Origin of the sequence: Mesorhizobium sp. WSM3868, from assembly GCF_002294785.1 — a bacterium.
Classification (GTDB): domain Bacteria; phylum Pseudomonadota; class Alphaproteobacteria; order Rhizobiales; family Rhizobiaceae; genus Mesorhizobium.
Genome location: NZ_NSGB01000043.1, coordinates 1 through 2,791, shown reverse-complemented (window position 1 = coordinate 2,791; position 2,791 = coordinate 1). Strand labels below are relative to the sequence as shown.

At 64.2% G+C, this 2,791-nt stretch carries 3 protein-coding genes and 1 pseudogene; 1 reads left to right on the top strand and 3 read right to left on the bottom strand.

Annotated elements, in window-relative coordinates:
• Positions 1–261, top strand: a pseudogene (locus tag CK221_RS29420) (RTX toxin); the annotation flags it as partial.
• A gap of 171 nt (positions 262–432) precedes the next feature.
• On the opposite strand, the gene CK221_RS29415 reads toward CK221_RS29420, so the two are convergent.
• From CK221_RS29415 to CK221_RS29405, 3 genes are all read right to left on the bottom strand, one after another.
• On the bottom strand, positions 433–675 hold the full coding sequence (locus CK221_RS29415; protein ID WP_082980372.1) for a hypothetical protein: 243 nt from the start codon (positions 673–675) through the stop codon (positions 433–435).
• Between the two features lie 79 nt (positions 676–754).
• On the bottom strand, positions 755–1,756 hold the full coding sequence (locus CK221_RS29410) for a nucleotidyltransferase family protein (RefSeq protein WP_245430789.1): 1,002 nt from the start codon (positions 1,754–1,756) through the stop codon (positions 755–757).
• Entirely contained in the window at positions 1,747–2,559 is an 813-nt protein-coding gene (locus CK221_RS29405) for an aldolase (RefSeq protein ID WP_176478072.1), read from the bottom strand. Before CK221_RS29405 ends, CK221_RS29410 begins: the two co-directional genes overlap by 10 nt.
• Positions 2,560–2,791 lie beyond the last annotated feature (232 nt).

The following is a 2,791-nucleotide window of genomic DNA, read 5'->3' as shown; positions in this document are numbered from 1 at the left end:
GTCCACGACCTGCTTTATGTCATCGTGTCACGCACCTCCGTGGCAATGGTGACGCCAACCGGGGATCTGCTGGGCACGCTCGACATCTCCGCCGCCAACGCGAAAAAGCCGGCGGGACTTGCCCTGGCGCCGAGCAGCGACGATCCGAGCCACCAAATGAGCCTCTATGTCGTCGATCGCGGCGTGGACAACGACTCGAATCCGACCGAGAACGACGGCAAGATCTATGAATTCCATTTGAACGATTGGCTGCTCGCCTGATCTGACAGGGGGAGCGACCGCCAACAAACAAATACCCCGACCGCGGCGTGCCGCCAGCGATCGGGGTATCAAAATTGAAGCAAAGACGCGAAAGCGCGCCGCCCGGATCCATTTCCGCGCGACGCGCTTTTGGTTCTCAAAACGCTGCTTCAGCGACCCTGACGGTCAACCTTACGACTGGCCGGGAGGCCCGAGGTGAATGTGGTTTTTGTCGCCCCAGCCGTTGCCCGGGCGTGTTCCTCCCGATTTGGCGATTGCTCTGGAGTTCAGGCTGGTGCCGAGCAGAACCGTTATGGCCGGTGGAGTCACCGCCGCAAAACGCCCTGCCTTCTTGAGAAAGTCCCGGCGCGCCTGAGCCTCTGAAACGAGGACTTCCTGCGTCCTTTCCGAGCGTTTCGTGCTTTCGGTTGGCATGACGATTCTCCCATGCGGGTTCCAAAGTATCACAACAGCTTATGTTTCCCGATGCCAGGATACTAGTTCACCAAAAGGCTTAGATTTTCGCGCTTGGAAGCAAAAGCGTACGAGCGATGCGCCGCGCGAAATCGGACGAGCCCCCCCTCGCCGAACCCCTGGCGCTTAGAAACCGCCGCGTTCCCCAAATCAAATTCCCGGCCAGGCGCAACGGAGCGCCGATGATCGGGTGGGTCGCCGTGAAGACGCGCCTCCAGTGCTGGAAACGGACGATCGGACGCCGGGCGCATCTTGCCGGGATCCTGGTTCCGAAGAAGTGATGCAAGGCCAGCAGCTGGGCGTCCAGCGCATTGCGGGCGCTTCGGTCCGACATGGATGCCTGCAGCGCGCTCCAGTCCACGTTCTCGGTCTCCGCCAATTGTGCCAGGTCGTGAAGATGCCTGAGATCAATCCTTCCGCGCCAGTAGTCGCCCTCCTTAAACAGGTCGTGCACGATCCAGTGCAGAGCCCGGGACTGGGCAGTAGGAATATTCACCCGCAAATCGTCGTGCTGGACGAACATAGGGGGTTCAAAGTCGATCGCCCGGCGCGCCCGGAGTTCCAGCATTCCGGCATCCTGCTCACGCGCCATGCCTCGCTCGCCTGCCACCTCGGCATAGCCGAGCTCTTCAAGGCAGATTTGGGCGGCGGCCTCTTCGGCCGGCTCCACGGCCAGATCGAGGTCGCTTGTCATCCTGCTGGGAGCCCGGCCTGCCGGCGCAAGGAACAAGGGAACAGCGCCCTTGAGCAGGAGCGGAACGATGCCGCGGCGATTGAGCGCCGCAACGGCTTCGCGCAGTTGCGCACGCAAGCGCAAGTTCCGCTCCCGATTGCAGTCGTGAACGAACCGGAGATACTCGGACACGTCCTGCGGTAGCCGGTGGATCTGGCCGGCGCGCGCGAGGGAGGAGTACAAATCCGGCGTGAGCAAAGTGCGATTGGCCAGGGCGATTACGGCGTGCCAATCGGCCCGGTCGGCCGGACTGCCGCGAAGTCCGGCGATCAGAGCCTCGAGCGCGTTGCCTCTGTGTCTCACCGGCATGCCTTCGTGATCAGCTCTACTGCATCATCGAGCTTCGAATAGCTCAGACAATAGGTGCCCGCCGATCCGATTACTTGGGTCAGAGTGTCGAAGGCGCTGCCGCTCAACTCTCGGCCGGGTGCGAACGCCCCGTTGAGCAGCACACGCAATGCGCTGGCCGGGTCGATCGGCTCGAGGCAAGCTTTCGCGTCGCGACCTCGACGAAGCTGGATTACATAGCCGATTGGTATGGGGGAGGACGGCACGACCTCGCTGGGCACCGCAAACCGAACTCGCCTGCGGTCCGGCCGGCGACAAACCGGAACAGCGTCGAGATTGGGGTAGCGTTCGGCCAAAAGCGACCATGCTCCCGCCTTGACGGCGGGCGCAAACGGCAGACCAATGCCATGTCCCCGGGAGTCCAACAGCGTCACATCGTCAGATGCGAAACCGAACCCTGCATTGACCAGCGCCAGGGTCAGCGTTGTCTTGCCTGCGCCCGGGTTGCCGCAGAGAAGCACGATGCGCTCATTTTTGAGAAGCGCAGCCGCGTGCAGAGCAAGTTCGTAGGCGCTGCGATCGAGGACCTCGATAAGCATTTGCCCTTTCAGCATGACGGGGAGCTCGTCGGGCGCGCAGGACAGAATCCAGTCGCCATCCCGGAACAGGTGGACCCGTCCCTCATGCTCGACCAGCTGGAACAGAATGTCGGCAGTCTCTCGCCGGACCTCGAGATGCCGGAACACGGCGACCGCGGGAAAGGCGCGGGCTGCAGGGTACTCGATGCGTACGGAAAGGCCCGCGATGGCGACCACCTGGCTCACAGCCTCTCGAGCCGGCACAGACGGCGGTGCGTCGGGCCGTATCAAGCTCAGCCGCTGCCAATCCCTCAGCGCGGCCTCGACATGCCTGTTTGCCTCGATGCCATCGACGCCGGCGGGGGGGGGGGGGGGGGGGGGGGGGGGGGGGGGCGGGGGGGCGGGGGGCGGGGGGGGGGAGGGGGGGGGGGGGGGGGGGGGGGGGGGGGGGGGGGGGGGGGGGGGGGGGGGGGTGTGT

Bases quoted from the DNA above. Each gene is read 5' to 3' on its own strand.
- CK221_RS29415 (WP_082980372.1), bottom strand. From the start codon at position 675: ATGCCAACCGAAAGCACGAAACGCTCGGAAAGGACGCAGGAAGTCCTC.
- CK221_RS29410 (WP_245430789.1), bottom strand. From the start codon at position 1,756: ATGCCGGTGAGACACAGAGGCAACGCGCTCGAGGCTCTGATCGCCGGA.